This window comes from Cryobacterium sp. Hh7, assembly GCF_004403155.1.
GTDB lineage: Bacteria > Actinomycetota > Actinomycetes > Actinomycetales > Microbacteriaceae > Cryobacterium > Cryobacterium levicorallinum.
The window spans coordinates 56,961-82,746 of sequence record NZ_SOHG01000066.1 but is presented as its reverse complement, the minus strand read 5'-3'; the positions used below and the strand labels follow the sequence as shown (position 1 = coordinate 82,746).

Sequence of the window (25,786 nt, the reverse complement as noted above, 5' to 3'; positions counted from 1 at the left end):
CGACGGCCTAACGAAGTGCACTACGGTTATGAAAAGCCAGCCCTGGCAGCGTAGAAGAAACCACTAATTCCGCTGTCCGAAATCCCCGCGGCAGCTCAGATGGCGTGGTCGAGGTAGACGGTGTTCCAGAGGGTGATCGCGGCGGTGAGTAGGTTCAGTCCCGATGCGCGGTGGCGTTGGTTGTCGTAGGAACGGTCGCGGAGTTCGCCGAGGCGGTTGAAGAATACGGCGCGGGCGAGTGCATTTCGTGCTTCCCCTTTATTCAGGCCGGTTTGCACGCGTCGGCGGAGCTGGGGGTTTTGCATCCAGTCGAGAGTAAAGAGGGTGCGTTCGAGTCGGCCGAGCTCCCGCAGGGCTGTAGCCAGACCGTTCTGCCGCGGGTAGCTGCCCAGCTTTCGGAGCATCAGCGACGCGGTGACGGTGCCGGTCTTGATCGAGGTGGTGAGGCGCAAAATATCGTCCCAGTGGGCGTGGATGATTTTGGTATTGATGTTGCCGCCGATCAGCGGCTTCAGGGTCGGATAGCTGTCGGACTTTCCGGGAATGTAGAGACGTTTATCGGCCAGGCCGCGGATGCGCGGGGCGAAGCGGTAGCCGAGGAGGTGAGTCAGGGCGAAGACGTGGTCGGTGAAACCGGCGGTGTCGGTGTAGTGCTCCTCAATCCGTAGGTCGGACTCGTGGTAGAGCAGACCGGGGTCTGAGGAGGACCGGAGGCGATCGCCTCAAACACGAGTGTGGTAATTAGTCGCCGTTGTCCATGCGCCGTTGGTGTCGGGCGACACGGGCCCTGTTGCCGCACGTCGTGCTGCACCAGCACCGTCGCTCCGTGGTGGGGATGAAGTACATGATGCATCCGGGGGCCTCGCAGGCATGAACGCCCGCGGCTCTTTCCGCGAGCAAGGAGATCGCGTCCTCTGCGATCAGCATGCTTGCTCGCGTCCCGAAGTCAGGTTCAGACCATTCATAGCGGATCGTCAGGTCGGATGTCAGCACTACGCGCCGATGGGCCAGCGCCACGTTATCCGACAAAGTCTGTACGTCATCTGGGCCGACCAGATGGTCGTTCACCACGGCCTCGAGGGCGCCCCTGATCGCCGCTCGTAGTTCACGAACGCGGTTCAGGTCCTCATCGCCGAGCTTCCCCGGTTGACCGGCTGGTGCCAGCTGATCCACGCGCTGCGCGCACCAGTCCTGCAACAGCTCCGGGGAACCGATCGAGTCCACCAGACGCCCGCGGGTTCCTCCTACGATATATGCGCTGTTCACCAAGTCCAGTGCCAGGCATTGTCCGGTGACTGGCTGCTGTTGGGTCATGCATCCATCTTGCCACCTTCCCGACCAACCTACTAACGTTCCAAGTGCTTGAGACCATTAGAAACTTACAGGAGAAGATTATGACCGCCAGCAGTTCTGTCGCATCGGCCACCGTTTCCCCCAAACCCCGTTCACGCTGGGGCTCCCAGGCCCCAGCCCGGATTCCTGCGACAACTCTCCTCGTGGCAACTCTGACGAGCGTTGCAGCTCTGGTCTGCCTCGTACTGCTGGGCACGCTGTCCGGCCACATACTGCTCATCCCCCCGATGGCCGCGTCGATGGCCCTCGTAGCCGGTGCCCCGCAGTTGCCCCTCTCCCAGCCCCGGAATGTGATTGGGGGCCAGATCGTGTCCGCCCTGGTCGGTGTCGGCATGGGGCTCATCACCCACTCAATTTGGGCGGCCGCAATCGCCGGCGGCCTGGCCCTAGGGGCAATGCTGCTGCTGCGTATGCCCCATTCACCGGCGGCCGCCACCGCAGTCATCGGCACCATGGTCACGGCAGGACAGGTGTCCTTCGTAATCTGCGCCGGCATCGCGGCGTGCATCCTCGTCGGTTTCGGGATCCTCCGATCCCTGCTGCGCGGGACCAACTACCCCACCTACTGGGTCTGACCGAGAAGGAAGCTGCAGATGACCACCACACAGACACCGACCTGGGGCGAAAGGACTTTCGGGTCTCCGTGCCGCGAATGCGGGCACACCTGGGACCACCCGTTCGACATGATCCTCACATCCATCGGCTCCTACCCTGATGCCATGGACCAGCAGGCACGATCGCTGCACGGTCCGTGGCGCCTGAACCCGCAGTCTTGGTCAGTGACCGAATACGTGTGCCACGTCTCCGATTCCCTGCGGACCTGGGCTGAGCGCATGATCGGGGTCGTGGTCACCGGCACGACCGATGTCGACAGCTTTTCCCCCGACGAGCTGGCCACCGCGCGGCGTTATGGCGCCTCAACTCTTACAGGAGCCCTATGGGGTCTGCGAAAGGCCAGCCAGGAGTGGGTCGAGGCCTTCTCTTCGGTCCGCGACCCGCACTCAATCCTGATCCACCGGGTTCGCGGACCACAGAGCATCCTCGAGATCGCTCGCGGCAACGAGCACGACGCCCTGCATCACCTGTGGGATCTCAGCCGCATCCAAGAAACGTGTGTCACCACCGACTGACTATACCGGCAGCCCTCCCTCGCATCGAGCGGCGGAGGGAAACCGCATTAATGTGGGCCAAATCACAGCGGGCGTATTCCAGTCAACGTCGCAACACCTAACGTTTAGGAGTAGCGATGGAAGACAATTCACGAACCCGGAAAAAGGGCACCGGCGCGCTGCCGATGGCCGAGACACGTGTTGAATATGCTCGGCTCATGAGGCAAGGAATCAGCAACGCTGAAGCATGTCGAACACTGAAAATCAATCGGCGAACGGGGATGCGCTGGCGCCACGGCCGGACCGTGAAAAAGGCACACGGCCGCGAGACGACCTACGCCCCAATCTCCCGGATCGCTCCCACTGTCATCTCGCCACGATACCTGTCCGAGGACGAGCGGGTGCATATCGCCGATGCGCTGCACGCCGGCACGTCCCTGCGCCAGATCGCAGCAGCGCTGGGGCGAAGCCCATCCACCATCAGCCGAGAAGTGCGCCGTAACCGAGCCCCGCGCGCCAAGAGATACGCTCCCCGAGCTGCTCAAACGTTCGCCGACGCGGCACGTAAACGCCCTCGACAAAGCAAGATCGCCACGAGTACGCCGTTGCGCGACGCGATCCAGAAGATGCTGAAAGAACAGTGGAGCCCACGACAGATCAGTCACCAGCTGAGCGTCGACTTCCCCGGCCAGCCGGCCATGAATGTTGTCCACGAGAGCATCTACCAGGCCCTGTATTCGCCGCAGAACCACGGCCTCACGAGAGAGATGACCCGTCACTTGCGCACCGGCCGACGCGGACGACTACCCCGACGCAGCACCACCGCGAGGCGTTCACGATTCTCGGGTCCGCTCCTGAGCGAGCGGCCCGCCGAGGTCGACGACCGCATCATCCCCGGCCATTGGGAAGGGGACCTCGTCTGCGGGGCGTTCAACCGCTCGGCCATTGCCACGCTCGTGGAACGCACTAGCGGCTTCCTGATGCTCGTGCACCTGGGCGGCAAGCACGACGCAGCAACCGTCCGCGAACGGGTCGGCACGGCGATGTCCGCCCTACCAGCGCACCTCAGGAAAACGCTGACCTGGGATCAAGGATCGGAGATGGCCGAGTACCGGCAGTTCCAGGAAGAAACGACGATCCCCGTCTACTTCTGCGACGCACATTCACCGTGGCAACGAGGTTCCAATGAGAACACCAACGGACTCATTCGCCAGTACTTCCCCAAGGGCACTAACCTGGACCTCCACAGCCCCGAACGCTTGGCTGAGGTCGCTGCCAAGATCAACGCTCGCCCCCGCGAATCGCGCAATTGGGAGCCATCGCAAACGCACTTCGATAGATTCAAAGAACTAGCCCAGATTTGATCGTGTGTTGCGACGATGGCTAGAAAGCGCCCTTTTATCGCCGGCTATTAAATAGCGCGCGCCATCTACCCTCCGAGACGTCCTCGTATCCGCATTCCACTCTGCAGAGGTCTCGAAAAGGCCTACGCAGTGACGTCGATGCCTGTTCGGGGTGCCTGTTCCGCAAGGTAGCTCAATGCGTTACCGATGGCGACACCGAATGATTGCGAGTACTCGTCACCGGCATACTTTGTCGCCATCAGCTGAAGGTACGCCGGCGAAATTTCCTGACCGGCCGAAAGATATCCCGACTGACGGTCCAGCGCAATTTCGACTGCAAACATGGAAACTATATTTGAACTTTCATCGACTCGTCGCCCGGTCGCTTGATACACGATCTCGCGATCGGATGCCGTCAAAGCGGACATGAGCTTGTCGGCCGGAAGCCCGTCGATAGGGCGAGTGGCAGAAGTTCGACTCGGGGTGAGCCCCGCGACCGACGAGGCGGAGCTGATGCTGAATGACATACGAATCTCGCCCCTAGTAGGTGTAGTTAATCTGGGTGTTGAGTTTCACAGGAGCGTGATCGTCGGACTCGTGCCCGTGTAAGAGAATGCATAGCTGGTGTTGGTCGCACTTGCCGCCGCATTTGCTGCCTGACTCGGAGAGGCGAGCGAGGTCAGGCAAAGGATCCCAGCTGTTGCAACGAGGAGGGTCACGACTCGTTGGAAAATCGATCGATTAGATAGGGACGAAATAGCATTGGCTCTGACCATTGATTCGGCTCTCAATCCATAGCGCGTCAGCGAATGTAGAAGGCTTAATAAAACGCATTAAATTCCCTCACCCTCTTCTATCGGTCGAGAATTGAATTCCGTAAGAGGTTGTCCGGAATTGAATTGGGTGGACGTCGAACGCCGACGCTAACGGCGGGGAATTTTGTACCTCGAGCGCAAGGTCGCTTCTTGGCTCCTTCCCTGGCTTTCGTGTCTGCAGGGAGTGTCTCGGTAACGGTGTTTCCGGCGTTTTTCATTAGTAGGATTCTGCGTTCGGCCAGCAGTCGTGGAAGGTGATGGCGAAGGCGTTGAGAGCTGGTTTCCACCTCATCGTCCAACGGACTCGGCCCACTCCGGTGGGGTCGAGACTTCGAGTGACTTTCCGACGCGGGGGCGCGGGGAATGCGCCAGATCACCGTACACAAACGCGACGACTGCAGGCACAATGCGCGGACAACCCCGCCAACCCAAAGCCGGAAAAATCCGCCCCCTGCACAGGCCCGGGAACTCTTAGCGTGGTATTTATTCCGTTTCGTGAGCTGGCCCCTATTCCTACGCGGAGAGCTGCCAACGACTTTCCGGGTTAAGCATTCCGTCGTCGACATACTCGCGCGCTTGGCGATGGTCGGCCCGGCCATCCGGTGATCTCGGGTAGCGCGGCCACACGCGTTCACCTGGTGTGCTCGCCTCAAACAGGGGCCGACTGGACACGTGGGGCCGGCGCGGCCGCTGCCTAGGACTGCTGGTCATCGTGGCGTGTTCGGCTTGCCACCACGCCCACACCTCACGCTCCGCCACGTACCGCTCACGCCGGGCCTCCAGCATCCCCTCAACACCCAGAACCCTAGCCGCCAGAGTGCGCACGTCCCGGCGTGAGCGAGCCCAGCCCTCAGAGTGTTTGATGATGAGTCGGTGACGGCGAAGCCTGCTCAGGATCGTGGCCGTGTGGCGGGGGGAGACCCCCAGGAACCGGGCAGCAGAGTCGATCGTTAGGGCCGCGTGCTCGCGGAGGAGTGCGTAAATCCTCCCGGCAAGGTGGCCCAGTCCCTGACGTGTGAAGAGGTCGTGGAGCTGGTCGGTCAGTTGATACTCGATCGTGCGTACCAGTTCGGCCCTGAGCGTGAAGAGTTCGGGAGGGGGGCGGGGGTTATTAAATGGTTGTGACCGGACTGTGTCAGAGACTGTGGAAAACTTGCCGGTTAGCTCCCATTCGGCAGCATTTCCGCCGTCAGCACCCCGCACCTGCTGAATAAATCCGGCTTTGGTGAGGGCGTGGAGGGCGATTGCGGCGGTCGTACGGCCCAGGCCAGACATCAGGGCCAGATCGCGGATGGAGGCCGCGACGGCGTGCTTCCCGGTCTGCAAGGTCAGGTAGGCCAGCGCGATGAGGATGGTGCGCTGGGAAATGGCCGCTTCGGTTCGTCCCCACCGGCCGGCGTTGACGCGAAGGCGCGTCAGGAGGTCGTCGACGTCGGTGACGATCGCGTCCAACTCGGTCAGATCGCGGGGTTCCTGCGCGGCGGGGAGCGGGCGCTGAAGCGCCGCGTACTGCTGCGCCTTGGCCCACTGGCGGGCCAGGCGCTCACGGGCCTCGCCCGCGCTGCGGGGCCGGCGCGTACCGCGCCCCGTGTTCTTCGTGCGGAAGTGCTCCATACCGGGAGCCGTCTTCGCGGCATGCAGGGCGTCACCGAGCGTCCACCCTGCGCTGGCCGCAGTCAACAGGCACATGAAAGCCGTCCACGACGGGTTGCTACCACCATTGATGGTGGCCATGTGGGCTTCCCCCGTCTTGCTGAGGTCCCGGTGGGTGTGGTGTGAGCCATCGACCGGGCCTGAGGGCCGCGTATCAACGTGCCGGAGGGCAGGTTTACGCTCACCGAGCACCACGGCAAGCCGTTCCAGTTCGCCAGGCGCCGTTGTAAGCGCCGCAAGGACATCGGCGCGACCGCGGAGCACCGTCGAGGTACTGCCGTCCCGGTGCGGAGCCCCGGGCGGACGCGCGGCGCCCTCGGCCGGGTTCAGCAACATGCCATGGTCAAGGGTTTCGTACGTCGCGTGGGCCTCTCGCGCGACAGCAGCGACAATCGCCGGGGACGCCCCACCAGCTACGCCAATCCACACATGTCGGCCGCCGCCCGCAGACGACTGACAGACCACGTGCGCGATCGAGAGTTCATCGAGAACACCGGAAAGAGACTCACAGTCGTCAACGGCATTCTCCACGGCGTCAGGAGTCTTCGCGTCAAAGTCGAAGCAGAGCAACCGAAACTGATGCGCAGCATCGGCCAGACGAATACACCACGGCGTCGTGGGTGCATCCGGCCCGACACGATACAAACGAGGGTATTGGTTGATGTGCAACTGACCATCGGCCTCGCGCACCATGACACGCACCTGGTCACGCGGACTAATTCGGCGCGTCAAATCCCAGGCAGTCCACTCAGATGTAGACACGCCGAACATCTTTTCAGGTGCATCGAGCCTCTTATGCGCTATGCTCTGTGACATAGAGAAACCTCCCGTGAGGGCTGTTGATCTGGATTAGCTCTAACCTCGGTGCCGGCAAGCGAGGAGGGTTTGAGCTACGAAACTTACAGAAGCCCGTCGCGAAAGCGACGGGCTCTTTCGTTTAAGCGGCCGGAATAGGCAACTCCTCTAGCTGGGGACGACCGACGTCCAGGACAGGTAGGTGCCCACCCACTCCGGCAAGAGTGCGAAGCAACGTCTGCATGTAGAGTGCTTTGGCTGCCCCACTGGCAGCAGCAGCCTCGTTGACGAGCGTGAATATCTCGGGGTCAACTCTCACTTGCAGCAGAACGGTAGGAGAGTTATCCTGTCGCCGTCTACGTCCTGGTTCCATCGCCATGTCATCAAGATTGGCAGAAGCGGGTGCTATTAATACATATCTCCCGCGGCGTGTCGGCTTAATCTTCGAGAAGATAATCCTCGTAGCCGGCCAAGGCTGCTCGCACAGCATCACTGTCGACGACGTAGATAACACGTTGCCCCTGCCGTTTCTCGCCCGCATCCGAGGTGACGGCGCCAGCAGACTCGAGCTCCTGCAAATGGCGAAAGACGGTTTGATAGGTGGCGTTGAGCTCTCGGTGAATTGCACCTGAGGTCATCCCTTCAGAATGGCGAGAGAGAAGACGGACGATGGCTCCCCGAATCGGGTTCACACCAAAAATCATCATCGCCCTCGTCGCCGTGTGCGGCAGAGGTTCTGCAGGGGACGCATATCGGGGCATCCCCTCATTCTGCCGCAATGATTTACGACGATAGTCAACACTAACACTTAATGTTAGGGTTTTGCCAGAGAGTGGAGGCGGAAAGCATGATTCAACTGGGCATCGTGTCCCCGCTGGCGCCAGACGTGTCGGCGGCAGCGGCTAGGGTACCCCTGAACGGGTTACGCGAACCCGCGTGCGCGAATACAAGAGCAGGAGGGGCCGCGACAACGGGGGAGACTCCGGTTGTCGCTTGGTACTACCTGCTCCAATTGGGAGGCGATGACATGGCCCGGCGAGAACGTGTGGAACTCACGGAAAGCCAGCGTAGAACGCGCAAGATTGCCTGGGCGAGTGCTGCTGGCGTCGTCGTATTGGCCAGTGTTGTTGGACTCATGGGAGCGCTCCTATCACCGCTTGCAGACGGTGACCAGTCACAACCGGCCCCGGACGCGGGCACCACAACACCCAGCGCGAAGCCGACGACGAAGCCCGAGTCCGTCGTGGACGCGGCGGTGGCCGAGTTTGGCTGGTCGCCCGAGCCGATCACGGCCGATGCGAAAGCCTACGGAATCGCGGCCGCGATCGCCGGGTCAACGTATGACACCAACCTGGCTACCCGCAAGCAGTTCCTCGGCGGCCTCGGCAGCTGGCACACGCTCGACCCCGGCTATGACCTCGAATCGGACCAGCAGGACGCGCTTAAGAGCAAACTTGACGAGCTGAACCGTCGCGTGGTCGTGCCGGACAGTGACTGGGACGCGCAGGCTATCAACGAGATGACGGTGACCGCGAAGGTCGACGGCGACGTTCTTATCGATTACGACCACCTGAGCCCCCAACCAGGATCTCTGGACGCACTGATCGCCGATGGATACCACCTCGTCACGACCAATGTTCTGGCAACTTACGTGGGACGCGATAATGCCAACTATCAGGAGCGATACGCGGTAAGTGTGCAGGTTCTGTGCGGCGGCACAACCCCTACGGCAGGGTCGAGTCAGACGCCGGCCGACTGCAAACTCATCCGGTTCTTCCCCGAAACGAGGAAATAACCTTGGCCGCGCCCTTGGTTGCCACCGCCATCAAGGTGTTTGGGCCCCAGCGACTCGGTCAATGGGCACTCACGCTCATCCTCGTGCTGATTGCATCACTGGTGACGATGCTCTCCCTGCCCGTGGTATTCGCGGTCGCCCTGGGGTCTGGGGAGACCGCCCCGTCGAATCGTGTTGCGCAGAGTCCGATCGTGAGCGGCGACTGGACACTGCCCGTGTCCGGCTACCAGGTCACGGACGATTTCGGTCCCCGTGCGGCCCCCTGCACCTACTGCTCCAGCGTGCACTGGGGCATGGACATGGCAAGCGGCTGCAACAAACCCATCTACGCCGCCAGTTCCGGAACGATCGCACAAGTCGGCGAGGAAGGCAGCTACGGGTTCCGCATCATGATCGATCACCCCGACACCGTCCAGACCCTCTACGCGCATCTGGCCTGGGACAGCGCACGGTTTTCACCCGGCGACACCGTTCAGGCGGGTGCTGTCATTGCCAGGGAAGGCACAACAGGTCAATCCACTGGCTGTCACTTGCACTTCGAAACTCGCGTGGGTGAGCAACGGGTTAGCCCCGTTCCCTTCCTGCAGGTCCGCGGAATCACCCTCTAATCGCACCAACCGAAAGGCACACCTTGCACCTCCCCCTCTGGACCGCACTCAGCGGAGTCCCCTCCGCGGTGGATGTCCCCGACATCACTCCGGACTGGGACGCACCCTTCATCTCCGGCTTGATCAGCATTGGCTCCTTCATTTTGGCGGGTGCACTCATCGTCGTCTTGATCATGCTGATCATCGCCTTCGTGGGGGTGGTGACCAAGGGTGGCGGTTCCGAACGGTTCCAGTCCTGGTCGGGGGAGTGGATCCTGAAGATCCTCGCCGTCGCGGCGGGACTCGGCGCGGTGAACGCGATATTCGCCTTCGCCGTCGGTTTCGACTTCGGTTTCTAACATGCGCTGGCTCCTCGGCATTGCTGCCCTCCTCGTGCTCACCGCAGCGCTGGGCGGAGTCGGTGCGACCGCCGCTCAGGCAGCTACACCCCTCCCCGCAGCAGCTGCTTCAGCCGGGGCGATCGAGGGCGAGCCGTGGAGCGGACCCGCATTCCCCCTCGATTGCACCGGCAGCGCCGCACGCATTTCCTGCACCCCGGAAGACGTCTATGACGGCACACCCGAACGCTGTTTCAAAGGAGTGAAATACAGCGGCGCCACTGTGACTGTGTGCACACGGTCACAGGACAATGTTGGAGCCCTCACGGACACAGGCGGTAAGGAGTTGAAGCTGGAGTATGGCTGCGGCGCGGTCGACGCGATGTGCACCGTCGCGGAATCCATGGCCCGCGGTATCGCCTCCGTGATCACCGGTGGTATCGCGTGGGTGATCGAGAACACATCGTTTAATACGAACTCCTACTTGTGGACGGCGGCCGTCAGTGAATGGGCGTGGTGGAGCTGGGTGGTCCTGATCGTCATCCTGATCGCCGGCGTCGTGGCCATCACCACGGCACTGTGGTCGCGCGATAGCGGTGAACTCACGGCAGCCATCATCCGATTCTTCCTGGCCGTTCCACTCTCCGCGGGCTCGCTATGGCTGGTGGGCAACATCGTGGACGTGGTCGATCAGCTCGTCGACCCCTTGCTCACGCGCGGCGGCCAGGGCGAGGGCCTATACAGGACGGTCGAGAACATCATCTTCGGCGGCGGCCTCGGGAACATCTGGTTAGCCCAGGCCGTACTGACGTTGCTCGTGATTGGCGTGGTGGTGCTGGTCTTCGTGTTCAGCTTCCGCAACCTTGCCCTCGCTGCGCTGGTCGCTCTTGGCCCGGTCGCATTCATGCTGTTTCCGATGAAGATCGGCGTGCAATGGGTCATCCGCTGGTTCTCCGCCGTGATCGCGCTCATCCTGACTACCCCGCTCACCCTCGGATTCCTCATGCTCGTCCTTAAGGGCTTCGCCGAGGTCGACAGCATGTGGAGTATTCAGGCTCTTCCGCTGGGCCTGGGGATGATCATGATCGCCTTCGCCCCGGTCGCCGTGTTCAGCCTATTTTCCTTCATCGGTGCGGGAGCGACCTCCGCGATCGACAACATCGCCTCGCGGGGCGGGGCCACGGCCAAGCAGAGCGGTGGCCGCGCAGCCCGGAGCCTGAGCTCCGCCGTCGCCAGCCGCACCGCCGCCGTCCGCCGGCGAGCCCCGTCAGCGCCGAGCAGCGGCGGCCCGACCCCGCGCACCTCGCCGGGCCGAAACCCATCGGCCACCAAACCGACCCCCTCGGCCAGTAAGCCCGCCGGGCAACCTGCCACCGCGCCGGCCGGACCGTCGCCGTCGCCGTCGAAGTCCACTGCACCCTCTTCCGCCCGATAGGCACGAAAGGATCTCGTATGAGTACCCATTCCACTGATCGCCCCATCCGCTTGGCTCGAAAGAACACCCAGGGCATCATCGCCGGCCTGGACATGTGGAATCTCATCACCCTCGCGGCGGCGGCGGGAATCGCAATCGTCTCAATCAACCGGTGGGGATTCCCCGCATTCTTCGTCTCGATGCCGATCTGGTTGACGCTGGCCGTCGCCGGTCTGGCCCAGTACCACGGGGTCGCGTTCCCACGCATTGCCGCGCAATGGGTCTCCCTGCAGGTGCGCCGAGCGCTCGGCGGCACGACAACCAGGTTCCGGCCCGAACGCCCACAGATCGTCGGCACCCTGAACCTGCCCGGCCGGCTCGCGAGCATCCAGGTGTGGAATGCGGACGGACAGGCCGTCGCGTACAACCCGTTCTCCAAGACAATCTCAATCACCGCGGAGCTTGAGGTGCAGGGATTCCTGATGCTCGAAATCCCCGAACGCAACGAACTCGCCCGAAACTGGGGCCAGGTACTCGCCGGGTTCACCCAGCGCGACGGAATCACCCGCGTCTCGCTCCAGGAACGCACGGTACCCACCACGATCCTGCCAGCCCGCCAGTTCTACGCCGAGACCGTCACCCGCCGGGGCCTGGACCCCAGGTCTGCGGTCGCCCACAACTACGGCAATGTCCTCGACCAGTCCGAGTCCTTCGCGGTCTCGCACAAGAACTACGTCACGTTGACCTTCGATCTGGTCAAGCTGCACGGCCAGATCAAGAACCTCGGCGGCGGCAAGCCGGGCATTCTCGCGCTGGCCCGCATCGAGACCGCCAACGTGACGGATGCCCTCCGCTCGGCTCGGTTCGACGTGCGCAAGTGGCTCAGTGTGCGCGAGTGGGCAGCGCTGGGACGCACCGCGTTCGACCCCGAATACCTTTCCGCCACGCAAAGCCGCCTGCAGGACGATGCCGGCGTCGACCTGGCCGCAATCGGGCCCATGGCGCTCGACGAACCGGCCGGGAAAAACGGCATCGTCCGCTCTGATTCCGGCTGGCACTCCACCATGTGGATCCACGAATGGCCGCGCACCGAAACCCACGTCGGTTTCATCGAACCGCTGGTCTTCGCCCGGCACCCGAACTCCGGCGAGGCCGTCACCCACATCTTCTCCTTGGTCCTTACCCCGGTGAAGACCCGCTCCGCGCTCAAGCGCATCGACGATGAAAAGCGCACCTGGCGTACCAACCAACGAGTGAAAGCCAAACGCAACCAGCAAGACAGCGCGGCCGACAACGCCGACTGGGATGCCCTGATCGATCAAGAGCAGAGCATCGTCGCGGGGGAGGGCGAGTATCGGTACGGTGCCTACCTGACCGTATCGGCAACCAGCGAGGAGAAGTTGAACTCGTCTCTCGCTGGCATGCGCAACGCGCTCACCCGCGCCGGAATGGAACCGCAGATTCTGTACTGCCAGCAGGCCGAAGCGCTCATGGTCAGTGCTCTCCCGCTCGGACAGGGGATGAAGTAATGGCCCAACAGGTCTTCAACGTCACCCCACCTGGGAAGCTCACCCGCCGCCAGCGCAAGGAGCTACGCCAGCAGATCGCCCGGCTCCGACAGGCCCGTGACGGGCAGAACACCGCAGACCGCGATGTCCGATTCCCCGCGGCCGCCGCCGGCCCGCTCGGCCCAGGTGTCTCCACGGGCGAGTATTGGAACTGGATGCAGCTGGCGCAGCCACCGCACCAGGCCACGAGCCACAACCTCGCCGGCATCTATCCGTTCGTCGCCGACGATGGCCTCGGTCATGACGGCCCCTTGCTCGGCGTCGATCTGAACGCCGACGTGCTGTGGCACTTCTCGCCGTGGGACCTGTATATGAACACCACCGCGAAAGCGGCCCTGTCCACGAATATCCTCGTCATCGGCGCGTACCGTTCCGGCAAGTCCGGCACGATCAAACAGCTGTGCACCCGGTCGCTCGCGTTCGGCCACCAGGTCGTGGTGCCCTCAGATTCCAAGGGGGAGTGGGTGATCGTGGCCGAAGCCGTCGGCGGCCAGGTCATCGCGATCGGCGGCGAGAACACCACCGCGCGGTTGAACCCGCTCGATCGAGGTCCTCGCCAGACGGGGGTGTCCGACGACGTCGACGAGATCATGGTCCGTGACCGCCGCCGGGCGACCCTCACCAGCGTCATCGAGGCCACCATCCAGGGGCAGGCGAAACTGTCCCCGATGGAACACACCGCCATCAACTGGGCCCTCGAGCACGCGATCACCGTCACCCACGACCGGCCCACCATCACCCACGTGTGGCAGGCGCTGGTGTCCCCGGACCAGAGCGCCCCGGGCTACCGGCCGGAGATGGCCAGCAACGGCGAACGAGCCCGGCACGTTCTGGAACGGTTCGTCGCCGGCGACTTGCAGGGTTTGTTCGAAGGGGAGAGCACGGTCGCGTTCGATCCAGACGCGCCCATGGTTGTCGTTGACACCTCGGCGTTGTTTGACCGCAGCGAGCTGGCAGCACAACTCACCCAGATCTGCACGTCCTCCTGGATTCAGGCCGTCATCTCGGACCGCTCCGCCAAACGCACCCGCTACCTCGTCCGCGAGGAAGGCTGGCGGGACATGGCCACCGAACAGGCCCTGCGCACCTATCAGCAGTGGTTGAAGCTGTCCCGGCACTACGGGGTGTCCAACATCGTCATCCTGCACAAGATGAGCGACTTCGACGCCGTCGGAGAAGAGGGCTCCAAGGAACGCACCCTCGCGTATTCGATCGCCGGGGACATGGAAAACAAGTTCATCTTCCGCCAAAACACGCAAGAGGAACACAATCTCACCGCCCGGCTCAAGCTTTCTCCCGCACACGCCCGTCTCGCGCTCACGCTGCAGTCGGGCGTGTTCCTCGCCTACGTCGGCCGGTTCTCCTACATCGTCGACGCCTTCGCCACCTCAACACAGTGGGAACGCGACCTCTTCAGCACCGACGAGGCCGTCGAGGCCGGCTCCGCGAGCGATCAGCCGGCCCCCACCCTCGTCCCGGAAAGCGACGAGCCCCTTTTCGATGAATCGGCGCTGGACAGGCTCTGGCCCACCGGCGACCCCCAGTTGGTACAACAGATAGGACACCGCGAATGAGCATCACCACCACCGTTCCTCTTCCCGAGGTGCGCGCCGTCGTCACCGACACGACCGTGGAGCTGAACGTTCTCGGCAACCCCGAGACCCTCACCGCGTCAACCTCTGCCGAGCTGCGCACCAAGATCATGAGCCGCGTCGTGAAGCTCGCCAGCGGACTCGGTACCGATGTCCGCCTTGAGGTGCACGACCACACCGGTCAGTGGCGTCTCGTGGCGAGCCCCGACGGCCACCTCCGCGAAGACGAACCTCTTCCGCCGGCGGAGGAGGAAACTGCACCGGTCTCCCAGAAGATCCAGCCACCCTCCCTCCCGGCGGAGCAGCTGTCCGCCCACCTCTCCGAGCCGACAGCAGCTGCGGCTGTTTCTGCGGCTGTTTCGCCCCTCCATGACGCTTCTACCGCGGAGGCGAATGAGACCGCGGAAGACTCGGGGGACGAGCTGCCGACCCGCAAGGCGGCACGCGCATCCTTCATCATCGATGAGCGTCGCGAGCCGGCGGCGACGAACGGATGGCGTGGGTTGCTTGCCCGCACGACCGGGCTGCAGGTGCCGGCATCCGTTTTGGAACGCGAACGCCGTAGGCACGTGCAAGCCGTCAGCCAGCATTGGCCCGGACCACGCAAGATCTCCGTGGTCAACGGCAAGGGCGGAGTCGGGAAGACGCTCACGACCGCCATGCTCACGGCCGTCTTCGCCCGGCACGGGGGCGCCGGTGTGCTGGCGTGGGACAACAACGACACCCGTGGAACCCTCGGGTGGCGCACCGAGAAGGGCCCGCACGACGCGACCGTGCAGGATCTCCTCCCGGACACCGTGAGGTTGCTGTCGCCCTCCGCGCAGATCTCGGATCTGGCACGATTCGTGCACCACCAGACCAGCGACAAGTACGACGTGCTGCGCTCGAACCCGGAGCTGCTGGCGACCAAGCAGCGCATCACCCAGGACGACTTCGATGCTCTGCACGAGGTGGCCGCGAAGTATTTTCGTCTGGTGTTCTTCGACTCCGGCAACGATGAGTCCGCGCCTCGGTGGCTACGGATGATCGACCACACCGACCAGCTCGTCGTGGCCACCACCGCCCTGGGGGAGTCCGCCGAATCCGGTGCGCTCCTGCTGGAGGCGCTGTCGGAGCGCGATGAGCATTCGGCCTCCCTGGCCCGCAATGCCGTCGTGGTCGTGCTGCAATCGGAACGCAACAGCACACTTGCCGATGCGAAACGGGTCGCCGACGGATTCACCGGGCTCGCCCGAATGGCGGTGACGATCCCGTTCGACCGGGCGCTGCACGGGGGAGCGCTCCGGTACGACGCGGTGCGGCCATCGACGCGCGCCGCGTGGCTTCGCGCCGGCGCGGCCGTCGCCGACGGGCTCTAACGATGGCCCGCTCCGTCCAGCAGAACCAGCCGCCGTGGCCGTTGCTCGGCATCATCCTGGCGATGGTCCTCATCGTGCACCTCGCTTTTCTCAGCGCGGGAACCGGGATCGGAGCCCTGCGCCTCGACCAGACCCTGCAGGCGCTGGTCATGACGGCGACGGGAAACGACGATGGCTTCCGTCAGCGCGGGCTGACCGCGCCCGACCTGAAGCTGCTCGGCATCTGGGTCGGAGCCTGGACGGTAATCATCGGCGTAGTTCTCGGCGGCTCCTTCATCCTGTGGGACCGCCGGAAGACCGTTCAGAAAGCCGAGCTCTCGACCGGCGCCGAGCTGCGTAAGCGCGTCACCGGTCACGGCGTTCCCGCGGTCGCCCCGTTCGCCCACCTCGACGGCAAGCCCGTCACCATCCGCGAAGAAGACACCTCCTGCACCATCGCCCCACCCCGCGCCGGCAAGAGCGCGTACCTCGCGATCGGGCGCATCGTCGACGCCGCCGGCGCCGTCGTGGCCACCTCGACCAAAGCGGATGTCTTCCGGGTCACCGTGAAGAAGCGCAGCGAGCTCGGGCGTGTGTTCGTGTTTGACTTTGACGGCATCACCCGCTGGCCCGACAAGGCTCGCTGGGATATGGTCACTGGCTGCGACCGGCCCGACGCCGCCCAGTCCCGGGCAGCCGCGATCGTCAATGCCCGGCCCGCCGGATCCGCTGGGATGAAGGACTCCGCTCACTTCGTCGAAGGGGTGAAGATCATCCTCCGGTCGCTCCTGCACGCCGCCGCGCTCATCCCTGGAGGAGACATGCGCGACGTCGTGCGGTGGGCGCAGGATTTCAACGATCACGAACCGTCCGCGATTCTCCGCGACCTCTCGCCCAACGGGGCAATCTGGGCTCGCGAACTGGACCAGTGGTGCCGAGAAGATGCCCCCGAAACCATCGGCAACACCAAAACCACCCTCTCCCGCATCACCGCATCGTTAACGGATGCCCGCGTGCTCGACCTGCTCTGCCCGGCTCGGTCCACGGACGACGGCGACGACACGGAACCCGTGGCCCCGTTCCGAGCGCAGGACTTCGTGCTCTCCACCGACACCATCTACTGCCTGGTCGACGACTCCCGCGAATCCTCGACCGCGCCAATCATCACCGCGCTGGTCTCCGCGATCATCGAGGAAGCCAAAACCGTGTCCCAGCACACAACAAGCGGCCGTCTGCCCACGGCGATGACGCTCGTGCTCGATGAGGTCGCCAACGTGTCGCCGTTGCCGCAGCTACCGAACCTGATGAGCGACGGCGGCGGCCGCGGCCTGCACACCTGGATCTTCGCCCAGTCGATGTCCCAGCTCGTCGGCAAGTGGGGCCCCGAAGCGGCGACCACGATCTTCGAATCATCGGCCGCGAAAATCATCTTCGGCGGCCTCGCCGACGAGTCATTCCTGGAGAAAATCTCCCGGCTGATCGGCACCCACCACACCACGCAAACCAGCACGTCCGTGCAGCGCGGCAACGGTCGGGACACGTCCTCCACCTCCACAAGCGAACGCGAGGAACGACGGATGAAGGTAGAAGACATCCGCAAAATACCCGAAGGGAAAGCGCTCTTGCTCTACCGGGAGAAGGAAGCCGTCGTGCAGCTCACCCCCTGGTGGACCCGCCCGGACGCCGACGACCTGCGCGAGTCGCAGAACTGGTCGCTGCGCCTCGAGGGGATCACGGCATGAGCGAGGACGAGCTCGACCCGATAAGCATCGAGGGTCTCGACGCCCGGCTGGTGAACGTCGAGACGATCCTGCCCGACCTGTTCGACATGTACGAGCTCCGCGCAGCAGGCGGTCCCTACTATTGGGCCACATTGCCTCGCGATCAGGCCGTCAAGCTCTGGGAGGAGCTCGGTAAGTTCGTGACCTGGCTCGACGGCCGGTATCTCACCAACCTCGCAGATCCCAGCTATCGACTGCCAGCCTGCTGGTACCGGCATCCCATCGCAGTCGAGGAGCTCACCGCGCTCATGGTCGCGCACCGCGCGGCCTATGACACCCGGTCGGCCAAGGCATCCTCTGCCCTGGTCGACTGGCACCAGCGCGCTCTCTGGCCCACCCTCGATTCACTCAAGCTCCGCGCCGGCCTCGCCGGCTGCCGCGACCGCGACGAGCACCGCGAGCCCCACGCCGGCCCCGTGCCGTTTACCGTGACCAATAACTACCTGCAATACGTTGACTAGTCACCCGTGACGGCAGGCAGCATGAGTGCCATCCCCCGCCGCTACGTATCGACCGACCCTCCGACACCTCCTCGAGATAGTCGACCAGTGTGCGTTAGCTGTGGCATCTGCGCCCAGGTACAGTGTTGTGCGACGCCGATTCCGGTTGCTCCGAAGTCATCGTGATCACCGCACCTCGGTTCGCACGCTCGAAGTCGTCTTGTTCACATCAGGCCGTGAAATGCCATCCACCTTGGGCGTCCACGTCACGCCTCCACGCCGTTGAGACGAAGCATCGCTTGCCAGCGCTCGCTTGCAAGCGCTGGATCCTCAAGCACGTTTGCCGCGTTTGCCAGTTCGACAATCCTCGAGAGATGCGGCAGGCTCCTGCTGGAATGCTGTCCCGACATCATTTGGAATGCAGGCTGGTGTCCGTTGAGCCACGACAGGAATGCGACCCCAGTCTTATAGAAGTAGGTCGGGTGCGAGAAAATCTGGCGACTGAGCTCCTCAGTGGGCGCGAGGACCTCTAAATATCGTGCAGGGTCGTCGGCATCAAGCGCCTGAATGGCGACAGATGCTGCCGGTCCAATGGCCGCGAAGGCACCAAGGAGTGCATCTGAGTGCCGTCGCTCACTTGAAGGGTCGATGTCGGGTTGCGTCGCGACCGGCACGTCGGCGCCGCCAATGAGCCCGACATAGTTGAAGTCGTCGCCGGTGAACATGCGCACACCATTGGGCAGGCGCTCGCGCAGATAGACCTCGGCTGCCGCGTCAAGCAGGCTCATCTTGATACCTGAGACCCGGTCGACGTTTTCCTCGATGATCGAGATCACCGTCGCGGCGGCGAACTGCCACTCGCGCGAGCCGAAGTATCCGGCAAGGGAGGGATCGAATGCCTCTCCAAGCCAGTGCAGCACTACCGGTTGCGACGCCGATTGGAGCACCTCACGGTATGCGTGAGCATAGTCCGCAGCACCGTCTGCGGCACGCGCGATGTGGCGGCTGGCCATGAGGACGGCCGGGGCTTCGTGATCTTCAGCGAAGTGCAGCTGCTCCTTATAGGCGTCAATGGCTGTGGCGAGGGAAACCGACACATCGCTGAGGTGGTCAGTATTCACACCGACGACGAGAGCCCCCCCGCTGTAGCGCGCGACTTCGGCCGATCGGGCGATGAGTTCGCGGGTTGCAACGCTGTCGAGTCCCAGGTTTCGCTGGGCAGTGTCCATCGCGTCGGCGACGCCGAGTCCCCACGAGTAGAGGTTGCGGCGGAACCCGAGCGTTGCGTCCCAGTCGATGTCGGCCGGTGCGTTCGGGGTGTTGTCGCCAGCTGTCCGTGGCACGACGTGGGCGGCGGCGTACGCCACCCGGCTGCGCAACGGCGCAGCCGGTCGAGTAAAGTCTGGAGCCTCCTTCAGCTCTACCAGGGTGCGCTCCCCAGACGGCGAAAGCAGCGTCAATTGCTGTGTCATTCTCGTCACTACCAATCTCTAGATCTTAACTTCGTAACGCCTAGCGGAACCACTGTCCGCCGTTAATGTCCACCGTTTCGCCGGTGATGAAGCTCGCCGCTGGGCTCACGAGAAAAGCCACCAGCTGAGCGACGTCGTGCGTAGTGCCCGCCCGCCTCAGCGCAGTGTTCGCGATCATGTTCTGCTGAGACTGTGCGGAGCTGAAGGTGTCGTGAAAACGCGTGCTGCCAATGAACCCAGGCGCGACCGCGTTGACACGGATGCTGTATGCGGCAAACTCCTTCGCGGCGGCTTTGGTGAGGCCGATGACCGCCGCTTTGGCTGCTGCATAAGCAGATGCTCCGGGCCCGCCGCCGTTGTGCGAAGCGAGTGATGCGAGCGTGACTATGGCACCAGCTTCCGACTGCTTTAGATACGGCAGCGCGTGCTTCATCGTCAGCATCGTCGAGGTTACGTTGACGTTCATAACCCTCTGCCAGTGGTCCGTTGTCATGTCCTCGATGGCGACACGCTGAAGGAGTCCGCCGACGTTTGCAACGACGGCATCGAGTCCACTCATGGCAGCGGCCGCGCTATTGATGACGCGCTCCGCGTCAGCTTCGACCGTGAGATCTCCTGAAAAGAAGTGCGCGCGCTGCTCAACCCCTTCGATGACGCCTTCGATGACGCCTTCGATGTTGGATTCTCGCGTATGCAAGGTGACCTGTGCGCCGAGGCTCAGGAAGTGCTTGGCAATCCCGAGGCCGATGCTGTGCCCGGCACCGGTCACGAGGACGCGAGCGGGAGAAACGTTAGTAATGGAGGATTGCATACTCACACTGCCTTCATGATATGGGTGGCGAAGAGCGCGGTGACGCCTTCGCCGGTTTGGTGCTCGCGCGCCACGTCGATCCGCGTCTCGGAGTAAATTCTCCGCTTGAGCCTGTCGACTTCGATCACGGTGTACTGCACGGTTACGGTCGTGCCGATGGTGACCGGAGCGGTGAAGCGCACACGGTCGTAGCCGAGCGAGACTACCGGTTCAGCGACTAGGTCGGCGACGCGGGTGCTGAGGGCTGAGGTGTAACCCAGCAGTAAAACGCCATGCGCAATCCGGCCGTCGAATCCGTTGGCGCGCATGTACTGCTCATCGGTGTGGTTCGCAGCCAGGTCGCCGGTTACTCCCCCGAAAGACAGCACATCGTACTCGCCGATCGTCCGCGAGAACGACCACTGCTGGCCGACGAGCTGATGAATAGCTTCGTCATTGATGGAGATCGGGTTTAGAACCACATCGACGGTCATGATAGGTGGCCTCCACCGTTAACTGAGAGCGTTTGGCCGTAGATGAAACTTGCTGCGTCACTGAGTAGGAAGCGGACGACAGTGGCGATTTCGCGAGCTTCGCCCATGCGTCCTGCGATGAGGTTGGCGGTCTTCCGGGCGACCCATTCTTCAGTCATGTGCGCCTCAGTCATCGGCGAGACCACGGGTCCGGGAGCGATGGCATTAACCCGGATACTGGGCCCCAACTCTCTCGCAAGACTGCGCGTGAGGCCGATGAGTCCCGCCTTCGACGCACCGTAGGCGGTAAGGGTTGCGCCTCCCGTATAAGCAAGCTGGGAGCTGACGTTTACGATGTTGGCCGTGGCCTCCTGCCGGAGAGCGTCGAGCAGTCCGCGGCTCAGTCGATATGCCGAGGTAAGGTTCACGTCGAGCGCTGCACCCCAGAGCGCCTCGTCGGTGTCTGCGAGAGGCACCTCTGCCATGACCCCAGCATTGTTCACGAGCGCGTTCAGACCCACGCTTGAGACAGTCCTGACGAGATGCGCTGCATCTTCCCGATCGCGTAGGTCGGCCGGGATGAAGGCGAAATCGTCGCGGTCCATGCGCTGCCCTCCTGTCGGAAGGTCAGTGCCGATCACGAATGCCCCAGCATCGCGCACTTCGCTGCTGATTGCCTGGCCGAGTCCTCCGTAGTATCCGGTCACCAGCACTGTTTTTCCTGCCAACGAACCGAAGCCGGGCGTCGTCCCTGGTTGCTCGGAGAACCAGTCCTCGCGCTGAGTTCGCAGCTCTTTAACGATCGAGGCACTGTTCATTCTGCGCCACCTGCGACGGCACGGACGGCTTGCTTGCCAAGCATGAGCTGATGGATCTCACTCGTGCCGTCGAAGATTTGCATGACTTTTGCGTCACGGTGAATGCGCTCCACATCGGAGTGCATCACGAGGCCGGCGGCACCCCAGAACTGCATGGCGGTGTCACTGTGATGGCGCGCTTTTTCAGTGGCGAACAGCTTCGCGGTAGAGATGAGAGTCGGATCCCCGCCGTCACCTTTAGCGTAGGACTCCACGGCACGTTCGGTGAGCATGTCAGCGGCGAGGTAGTCGGCGTACATCTGGCCTATGCGCTGCTGCGTGATCTGCTTCTTCAGGAGCGGCTCGCCGAAGATCTCGCGGTTCGCGGCGCGTTCCACCGATAGCTCGATCGAGCGCAGGATGAGGCCGCACGAGTACGAAGCGGCTTCGATCCGAGCGAGGTTTAGCCCGTCCATCATCCCCATAAAGCCGTCGCAGTCGAGGCGGTTGAGCTCAGGTACGAAGACATCATCGAAAGCTAGTTGGCCGTTCGGCATGCCGCGCAGTCCCGAAAGTGGCTCCTGCGCGGGGCGCGAGACACCGCCGCTCGACAGGTCCACGAAGAGCGCGACGGTCTGGGCACCACGGTCATCACTATCGAGCTTGGCGAGCACGAATGAGTAGTCAGCTATGGGAGCGAGACCGATCCAACATTTGTGGCCGCTCAGTTGATAGCCGCCTTCGACGCGCTTGGCGATCGTCGACATGGCACGCACATCGGTGCCTGCGTCGGGCTCGGTTATCGCGAACGAGCCGAACGCCGTCGCCGAGAGCGTGGGCTCGAGCCACTTGTCGCGTAGCTCAGCGGCCGTGTATTTCACGAGGAGGTAAGTGTGGAGACGCGCCACGCTCACCGCCACAGCAGCAGCGGTGGAAGACTTGGCGATCAGCTTGCTGGACTCGTGGATGCGCATCCACGAGCGAGAATCGGCGCTCACCTGGTTGTCGTCGAGGTGCAGGCGCTGAATGCCCATCTCGGCGAAATCGAGCAGTACATCGCGAAGGAATTCCCCCGAGCGGTCGATCTCCATTGCCGCCGCGCTCAGCGAATCGTCACAGTAGGTGCGCAGCGCGTGCAGCGTGGGGTCGTCGTCAAACTTGGCCATCGGTGTTCCTCTTTTTCTTGTTGATGAGCTCCGCCACGAACAGCGTGCTCACATTGGCGAACTCGGCTTCGTTTACGATGCGCGAGAACAGGTGCTTGATATACGCGACAGAGCTCGTCCCAGTGGCGGGCAGCGCACGCAGTATGCGGTCGCGGTGATCGCGGTCTGAGGCGAGATCTGCGAAGAGATGTTCACGATCGCGCCGTGCTCAGCAGCTCGGAGCGTCGTCTCGAGTCCCCGGACGATGCGGAGGCTGGCCGTGAGGTTCACATCGAGCGCGCGGAGCCAGACGTCGTCTGACGCCTCGGCGCTGAGGGTCGGCTCGAGCCACCTATTGCGCACCTCCGCTGCGGCGTACTTCACGAGCAGGTACGAGTGCAGTCGAGCGACACTCGTCGCAACGGCCGTTGCTGTCGAATACCCGGCGATGAGCTAGCTCGCCTCGTGGATGCGATGCCAGGCTTCGGAAGCCCAATTGATCTCATGCCCGTCAAGGTGGAGTCGCTGCTGCCCAATCGCCGCCATGTCCTTGAGCACCGAGCGGGATGAATTCGTTCGATTCGTCGATCTCATTGCTGCGGGGCGCAAGCACCGTCTCGCAATACTCCCTAAGAGACTCGAGCCCGAGGCTCAATTCCTCGGCCTTAAACATCATAGGTATCCTCCGTGAGTAGTTCAGACATGTACAGAGTTTCGAGGTTCGCCGAACCGGGCTCGTTCACGATGCGTGAGAACATGTGCTTCGTGATCGCGATCGAGCGCTGACGCCCCTCAGGAATGGAACGGATAAATTCCACGGCTGCGGCATCGGGATCGGCCACAATCGGGTGCTCGACGATGCCGAGCTCACTCGCCTGCGCGGCGGTGAGCCGCTCGCCGGTGAGCACGATCCGCTTCGCGCGGGCCACGCCGATCGCTGAGGACAGGCGACGGATGCCGCCCCAGCCTGGGATGAATCCGATGCTCACCTCGGGGAGTCCGAAGGTCGCGCCCTCGCTCGCGAAGCGTGCGTCGCATGCGAGGGCAAGTTCGAAGCCGCCGCCGAGGGCGTAGCCGTTTACCGCTGCCGCAACCGGGAACGGCAGATCTTCGATCCGCTGGAAGACCTCGCCACCGCGGCGGTTCGCGACGATGAACTGCTGCCGCGAAAGGGTCGCGATTTCTTTCGTATCAGCGCCGACGCAGAACGCCCGCGGCGAAGTACTCGAAAGCACCACGCCACGAACGCCTGGCATCCGCTGAACATCCTCGAGTGTGTCTGCCAACTGCGACATGAGCGCCTGCGAGAGCGCGTTGAGCGCGGTCGGGCGGTTGAGTCGCACGACGACAACTCCATCGTCGTGCGACTCAACCTCTACGAGTTCATGTGCCTGCATCTCACTTTCCCGTCGACGGCAGCCACAGAACGATCTGCGGGAATGCGATACATAGGCCGATGACCGTGACGATTGCGAGCAGGAACGGCATGAGTGGCTTCACTGCTTTCAGCATCGGTACTCCAGCGATCTGCGAGGCGATCAGCAGACAGATACCGACCGGCGGGGTGATAAGACCCACAGCGAGCGTCATCACCGCGATCACGCCGTACTGCACGGGGTCTATACCAGCAGCGATCACGAACGGCGCGAAGACCGGGATGAGAATCGCCATTGCCGGCAGAGCGTCCATGAAGCAGCCAAAGACGAGCAGGATGATGGTGATGACGATGAGCACAGCCCATCCGGGAACTCCGGAGAGGATGCTTTCGAACATCGACGGGATGTTGTAGATCGCGAGGAGGTAGCCGATGACAGATGCGGCCGCGAGCGCGAGCAGGGCCGTTCCGGTGAGTTCAGCGGTCTCTTTAATGGCTTCGAGGAGCTTCTTCCAGCTGAGCGTGCGATACACGAGCGCCACTGCGAGCGCGTAGATCACCGCGGTCACCGCAGCCTCTGTCGCGGTCACGAGACCGAAGCGGAAGCCGACGAACACGATGACGAGAATGCCGAAGGCGGGAAGCGCCTTCACGAAGGTCGAGCCGAACACCTTCCACTGGAACTTCGCATCACGTGCGTACCCGTTGCGTACCGCGACAAACCATGCCACGAACATAAGCGCGAGGCCCACGCCAACGCCCGGGATGATGGCGCCGAGGAACAGCTTGCCGATCGAGGTATTCGAGAGCGAGCCCCACACGATGAGCTGGATGCTCGGTGGAATGATTGACGCGATAATCGCGCCAGCTGCGGTCACTGCGGCAGCGTATCCCCTGTCATAGCCGCTCTTGAGCATTTGGGGAATGAGCATCTTGCCGATTGCCGACACATCGGCGGTCGACGACCCTGACATACCGCTCATACCGATCGAGCCGGTGATGTTCACCACACCGAGGCCGCCTCGGAAGCCGCCCACGATCGAACGAGCGAAGTCGAGCAGCTTCTCTGTGATGCCTGAGGCCGTCATGAGGCTCGCCGCAAGGATAAAGAACGGCACCGCGAGCAAGATGAACGAGTCGATGCCCGCGTACATACGCTGCGCGAGGAGTTCGAGGTCGAAGCGATTATCGGAAAGCATAAACGGGAGGACTGCGAGCACCAGCGCGAAGGCGATTGGAACGCGCAGGTACATGGCGCCAAAGAAGATGATGACCATGATGAGGACGATGATGCCCGGTGCGAGCGTGATCATGCGCTTACCTCCTCGGTGTGAGCGGACGAGTTCGACGACAGCCGCGGAATCACCTTAAGGAAGTTCTCAACGGACTGCAGCAGCATGATCGCGAACGAGACGGGCAACGCGGCGTACGCGAGCGAGAGACTTACGCCCGACATCGGCGAGACACGCCCGAAGCCTGCCTCGAAGTTGGTAACGCTACCGGTCAGGAGTGCCACCAGAATCGTCACTATCAGTGCCGTAGCGACCAAGTCGATGACTGCCCGAAAGCGCGGGCGCATCTTCCCCGGCAGCATCTCGATGGTGAAGTGCCGATCAGACGCGAACGCGAATGCCGCACCAAGGAACACCACCCAGAGGAGCGAACCGCGGGCAAACTCCTCGGTCCAGTGGACGCGAGGAATACCCTGAATGTATCGGCTCAACACCTGGTAGACCACTGTGATGGTGAATAGGGGAATGAGCACTTGAGTGGCTAGACGCGCGAGGCGTGCTAGCCACCTGTTCAGTGAACTG

The 25,786-nt window shown here is 63.0% G+C and carries 26 protein-coding genes and 1 pseudogene; 12 read left to right on the top strand and 15 right to left on the bottom strand.

Annotated elements, in window-relative coordinates:
* Positions 1–101: 101 nt before the first annotated feature.
* Together E3T43_RS18100 and E3T43_RS18095 are read right to left on the bottom strand one after the other, a co-directional pair.
* Positions 102–692 (bottom strand): annotated as a pseudogene (locus tag E3T43_RS18100) (Tn3 family transposase); the annotation flags it as partial.
* A gap of 49 nt (positions 693–741) precedes the next feature.
* A complete protein-coding gene (locus E3T43_RS18095; RefSeq protein ID WP_134473457.1) occupies positions 742–1,314 on the bottom strand; it encodes an ABATE domain-containing protein in 573 nt (190 codons plus the stop codon).
* A gap of 182 nt (positions 1,315–1,496) precedes the next feature.
* On the opposite strand from E3T43_RS18095, the gene E3T43_RS18090 reads away from it, so the two are divergent.
* From E3T43_RS18090 to E3T43_RS18080, 3 genes are all read left to right on the top strand, one after another.
* Entirely contained in the window at positions 1,497–1,928 is a 432-nt protein-coding gene (locus E3T43_RS18090) for an HPP family protein (protein ID WP_241979076.1), read from the top strand.
* 108 nt (positions 1,929–2,036) lie between these two features.
* A complete protein-coding gene (locus E3T43_RS18085) occupies positions 2,037–2,483 on the top strand; it encodes a DinB family protein (protein ID WP_134473455.1) in 447 nt (148 codons plus the stop codon).
* 284 nt (positions 2,484–2,767) lie between these two features.
* Positions 2,768–3,826 carry an IS30 family transposase gene (locus tag E3T43_RS18080; protein ID WP_198414397.1) on the top strand — a complete coding sequence of 353 codons (1,059 nt, stop codon included), beginning with the start codon at positions 2,768–2,770 and terminating at the stop codon, positions 3,824–3,826.
* A 122-nt stretch (positions 3,827–3,948) separates the two neighbouring features.
* Here the strand turns inward: E3T43_RS18080 and E3T43_RS19105 are convergent, their stop codons facing one another.
* The 3 genes from E3T43_RS19105 to E3T43_RS19420 form a co-directional block, all read right to left on the bottom strand.
* Complete coding sequence (locus E3T43_RS19105; protein WP_206751407.1) at positions 3,949–4,332, bottom strand: hypothetical protein; 384 nt, start codon at positions 4,330–4,332, stop codon at positions 3,949–3,951.
* A gap of 801 nt (positions 4,333–5,133) precedes the next feature.
* The gene (locus E3T43_RS18070; protein WP_241979075.1) at positions 5,134–6,966 is read right to left on the bottom strand and encodes a hypothetical protein; all 1,833 of its coding nucleotides are present in this window, start codon (positions 6,964–6,966) and stop codon (positions 5,134–5,136) included.
* A 539-nt stretch (positions 6,967–7,505) separates the two neighbouring features.
* Positions 7,506–7,772: a helix-turn-helix transcriptional regulator gene (locus E3T43_RS19420; RefSeq protein WP_255454221.1), complete on the bottom strand. Its 267-nt coding sequence runs from the start codon at positions 7,770–7,772 to the stop codon at positions 7,506–7,508.
* A gap of 539 nt (positions 7,773–8,311) precedes the next feature.
* On the opposite strand from E3T43_RS19420, the gene E3T43_RS18060 reads away from it, so the two are divergent.
* From E3T43_RS18060 to E3T43_RS18020, 9 genes are read left to right on the top strand one after another with little or no spacing between them, the layout of a single operon-like run.
* The gene (locus tag E3T43_RS18060) at positions 8,312–8,863 is read left to right on the top strand and encodes a hypothetical protein (RefSeq protein ID WP_206751406.1); all 552 of its coding nucleotides are present in this window, start codon (positions 8,312–8,314) and stop codon (positions 8,861–8,863) included.
* Positions 8,864–8,865: 2 nt separating this feature from the next.
* Positions 8,866–9,471, top strand: coding sequence for a M23 family metallopeptidase (locus E3T43_RS18055; protein WP_134473449.1), 606 nt, complete (start codon positions 8,866–8,868; stop codon positions 9,469–9,471).
* A gap of 23 nt (positions 9,472–9,494) precedes the next feature.
* Positions 9,495–9,809 carry a hypothetical protein gene (locus tag E3T43_RS18050; protein ID WP_134473448.1) on the top strand — a complete coding sequence of 105 codons (315 nt, stop codon included), beginning with the start codon at positions 9,495–9,497 and terminating at the stop codon, positions 9,807–9,809.
* Between the two features lies 1 nt (position 9,810).
* On the top strand, positions 9,811–11,223 hold the full coding sequence (locus E3T43_RS18045; protein WP_134473447.1) for a hypothetical protein: 1,413 nt from the start codon (positions 9,811–9,813) through the stop codon (positions 11,221–11,223).
* 17 nt (positions 11,224–11,240) lie between these two features.
* Entirely contained in the window at positions 11,241–12,731 is a 1,491-nt protein-coding gene (locus E3T43_RS18040) for an SCO6880 family protein (protein WP_134473446.1), read from the top strand.
* Positions 12,731–14,344 carry a hypothetical protein gene (locus E3T43_RS18035; RefSeq protein WP_134473445.1) on the top strand — a complete coding sequence of 538 codons (1,614 nt, stop codon included), beginning with the start codon at positions 12,731–12,733 and terminating at the stop codon, positions 14,342–14,344. The genes E3T43_RS18040 and E3T43_RS18035 overlap by 1 nt, the downstream gene beginning before the upstream one ends.
* Positions 14,341–15,720 carry an AAA family ATPase gene (locus E3T43_RS18030; protein WP_134473444.1) on the top strand — a complete coding sequence of 460 codons (1,380 nt, stop codon included), beginning with the start codon at positions 14,341–14,343 and terminating at the stop codon, positions 15,718–15,720. The genes E3T43_RS18035 and E3T43_RS18030 overlap by 4 nt, the downstream gene beginning before the upstream one ends.
* A gap of 2 nt (positions 15,721–15,722) precedes the next feature.
* Positions 15,723–17,441, top strand: coding sequence for a type IV secretory system conjugative DNA transfer family protein (locus tag E3T43_RS18025; protein WP_134473443.1), 1,719 nt, complete (start codon positions 15,723–15,725; stop codon positions 17,439–17,441).
* Positions 17,438–17,941, top strand: coding sequence for a hypothetical protein (locus E3T43_RS18020; protein WP_134473442.1), 504 nt, complete (start codon positions 17,438–17,440; stop codon positions 17,939–17,941). Before E3T43_RS18025 ends, E3T43_RS18020 begins: the two co-directional genes overlap by 4 nt.
* A gap of 245 nt (positions 17,942–18,186) precedes the next feature.
* Here the strand turns inward: E3T43_RS18020 and E3T43_RS18015 are convergent, their stop codons facing one another.
* From E3T43_RS18015 to E3T43_RS17975, 10 genes are all read right to left on the bottom strand, one after another.
* A complete protein-coding gene (locus E3T43_RS18015) occupies positions 18,187–19,392 on the bottom strand; it encodes a DUF993 family protein (RefSeq protein ID WP_134473462.1) in 1,206 nt (401 codons plus the stop codon).
* Positions 19,393–19,432: 40 nt separating this feature from the next.
* Positions 19,433–20,203: an SDR family NAD(P)-dependent oxidoreductase gene (locus E3T43_RS18010; protein WP_134473441.1), complete on the bottom strand. Its 771-nt coding sequence runs from the start codon at positions 20,201–20,203 to the stop codon at positions 19,433–19,435.
* Between the two features lie 2 nt (positions 20,204–20,205).
* The gene (locus tag E3T43_RS18005; RefSeq protein WP_134473440.1) at positions 20,206–20,676 is read right to left on the bottom strand and encodes a MaoC/PaaZ C-terminal domain-containing protein; all 471 of its coding nucleotides are present in this window, start codon (positions 20,674–20,676) and stop codon (positions 20,206–20,208) included.
* Positions 20,673–21,473 (bottom strand): SDR family NAD(P)-dependent oxidoreductase, encoded by an 801-nt coding sequence (locus E3T43_RS18000; RefSeq protein ID WP_134473439.1) that lies wholly within the window; start codon positions 21,471–21,473, stop codon positions 20,673–20,675. The genes E3T43_RS18005 and E3T43_RS18000 overlap by 4 nt, the downstream gene beginning before the upstream one ends.
* Positions 21,470–22,618 carry an acyl-CoA dehydrogenase family protein gene (locus E3T43_RS17995; protein ID WP_134473438.1) on the bottom strand — a complete coding sequence of 383 codons (1,149 nt, stop codon included), beginning with the start codon at positions 22,616–22,618 and terminating at the stop codon, positions 21,470–21,472. The genes E3T43_RS18000 and E3T43_RS17995 overlap by 4 nt, the downstream gene beginning before the upstream one ends.
* A 72-nt stretch (positions 22,619–22,690) precedes the next feature.
* A complete protein-coding gene (locus E3T43_RS19810; RefSeq protein WP_370450005.1) occupies positions 22,691–22,960 on the bottom strand; it encodes an SDR family NAD(P)-dependent oxidoreductase in 270 nt (89 codons plus the stop codon).
* Positions 22,961–23,108: 148 nt separating this feature from the next.
* Positions 23,109–23,273 carry a hypothetical protein gene (locus E3T43_RS18895; RefSeq protein ID WP_166791385.1) on the bottom strand — a complete coding sequence of 55 codons (165 nt, stop codon included), beginning with the start codon at positions 23,271–23,273 and terminating at the stop codon, positions 23,109–23,111.
* Positions 23,263–23,994, bottom strand: coding sequence for an enoyl-CoA hydratase/isomerase family protein (locus tag E3T43_RS17985; RefSeq protein WP_134473437.1), 732 nt, complete (start codon positions 23,992–23,994; stop codon positions 23,263–23,265). Before E3T43_RS17985 ends, E3T43_RS18895 begins: the two co-directional genes overlap by 11 nt.
* A 1-nt stretch (position 23,995) precedes the next feature.
* Positions 23,996–25,285, bottom strand: a complete 1,290-nt coding sequence (locus E3T43_RS17980) for a TRAP transporter large permease (RefSeq protein WP_134473436.1) — start codon at positions 25,283–25,285, stop codon at positions 23,996–23,998.
* Complete coding sequence (locus E3T43_RS17975) at positions 25,282–25,737, bottom strand: TRAP transporter small permease (protein WP_166791384.1); 456 nt, start codon at positions 25,735–25,737, stop codon at positions 25,282–25,284. The genes E3T43_RS17980 and E3T43_RS17975 overlap by 4 nt, the downstream gene beginning before the upstream one ends.
* Positions 25,738–25,786: the final 49 nt, after the last annotated feature.